We start from the raw sequence: 1,830 nt of genomic DNA, 5'->3' as shown, positions 1-1,830 counted from the left end.
GTCCGGCGTGGCCGGGTCATCTGCCGCCGGAGCGCCCGCGCGCCGATCCGCGCCTGCGGGGCGCCGGCGGGTCGGTGTTCCCGCCGCCCGTCCCCGTCGTCACGGGGACCCGCTCCCGCAGCTCCCGCACCTCGGCCCGGAGCGCGTGCAGCTCGGCGAGTACGGCCACGCCGAGATCCTGGGTCGCCTGGACCGACTCCTCGGCGTGCTCGTCCTCCATCGCGCTGACCACCACCGCGATGAACAGGTTCAGCACCACGAAGGTGCACACCAGCATGAACAGCACGAAGAACACCCACGCCGACGGATGCTCGTCCATCACCTCCCGGGTGATGTCGGACCACGCGTCCCCGGTCATCATCTGGAACAGGGTGAACAGCGAGGTGGGCAGGTCGCCGAAGTATTCCGGCGCGGTGGCGTGGTAGAGCTTGGTGCCCATCACGGCCGTGACGTAGAGCACCAGGCCGAGCAGCAGCACGATCGACGTCATCCCCGGCACCGCGGTGAGCAGGGCCGTCACGACCTTGCGCAGGCTCGGCACCACCGAGATCAGCCGCAGCGCCCGCAGGATCCGCAGCGCCCGCAGCACCGACAGGCCCCCGGCCGTGGGCAGCAGGGAGACCGCGACGATCATGGCGTCGAACAGGTTCCACGGGTCCTGGAAGAACCGCCGGCGGTAGGCGTAGATCTTCGCGGCCAGCTCCATCACGAAGATGTAGAGCGCCAGGTGGTCGACGACGGTGAGTGCCGTGCCGTACCGCTCGACGGCCGTGGTGGAGGTCTCCAGTCCCAGGGTGGCCGCGTTGATCACGATGACCGCGATGATGACCTGCTGGAAACGCGGGGCCTCCAGGGTCGCGCGGACACGCTCGCGCACCGGCACGGATGACTCCCCGGGGGTTAGGGCCGAACGGACTGCCGGTAGATCATATCGTCTGAAAGATCTTCATTCCGTACGGCGGGCGCAGTAGTCGCCGATCCCGGACTCCAGGAGGCGGAAGGCGCGATCGGCGTGCTCGCGCAGGTCCGGGGTGATGGCGGCCACGCTCTCGCCGGCGAGCACGCGCTGGACGGCGTGCGTCGTCAGCGTGTGGAGCGTCGCGCAGATCTGGCCGGCGACGAGCGCGGGGGTGAGGTCGTCGGGGTCGGCGTCGGCCTCGTCGGCGAGAGCCCGGGTCAGGGCCTCCATCCGGAGCTCGTTCATCTCCCGCAGCCGGGCGACGAGGGCCGGGCTGGCGCTGATCATGCGGGGGAAGGCGTCGCTCCCCTCGTGGAAGCCGTATCGCCAGTCACCGGTGTCGAGGGCGTCCAGGAAGTCGCGGCGCAGCGCCTGCACCGCGCTCTCTCCGGGCCTGCGCTCCCGCATGACCTTGCCGAGCAGCTCCACCACCTCGTCCTGCCGGTCGAAGAGCAGGTCCTCCTTGGTCGGGAAGTAGTTGAAGACCGTGTTGACCGAGACGTCGGCGGCCCTGGCGACCTCGGCCACCGTCACGTTGTCGAAGCCGCGCGCCATGAACAACCCCGTCGCCATGTCGGAGATGCGCAGCCGGGTCTCTCTCTTCTTGCGCTCGCGCAGGCCCTCGCTCATGTGCGCCATCCTATGGTGCCGGTCAAATTTTGTGGCCACACTAAAATTGGTGTTACTTTAAAAAAGGAGGCGATCAATGATCAAGACATCGAACCTGAGCAAGACCTTCCCGGGCGGGGTCGAAGCCGTCCGGGGCGTCGACCTGGCCGTCGAGGCCGGGGAGATCGTGGGCTTCCTGGGCCCCAACGGCGCGGGCAAGACGACCACCATGCGCATGCTGACCACGCTGCTGCGCCCCACCG

Annotated in this window: 3 protein-coding genes; 1 reads left to right on the top strand and 2 read right to left on the bottom strand. The window is 68.8% G+C overall.

What is annotated here, in order from left to right; all coding sequences use genetic code 11:
• Window positions 1-16: 16 nt before the first annotated feature.
• Both ACWDS7_RS48240 and ACWDS7_RS48235 read right to left on the bottom strand, forming a co-directional pair.
• Window positions 17-877, bottom strand: coding sequence for an ion transporter (locus ACWDS7_RS48240; RefSeq protein ID WP_451934791.1), 861 nt, complete (start codon window positions 875-877; stop codon window positions 17-19).
• 69 nt (window positions 878-946) lie between these two features.
• Window positions 947-1,588 carry a TetR/AcrR family transcriptional regulator gene (locus ACWDS7_RS48235; protein WP_306858367.1) on the bottom strand — a complete coding sequence of 214 codons (642 nt, stop codon included), beginning with the start codon at window positions 1,586-1,588 and terminating at the stop codon, window positions 947-949.
• 76 nt (window positions 1,589-1,664) lie between these two features.
• Between ACWDS7_RS48235 and ACWDS7_RS48230 the strand changes: the two genes are divergently transcribed.
• Window positions 1,665-1,830: ATP-binding cassette domain-containing protein (locus ACWDS7_RS48230; protein ID WP_451934792.1), on the top strand; the 166-nt coding region annotated here is incomplete at its 3' end.

Source organism: Streptosporangium sp. NPDC003464 (assembly GCF_053588315.1).
Note: the sequence above shows the minus strand (reverse complement) of the source record. Positions and strands in the feature narration are given on the sequence as shown.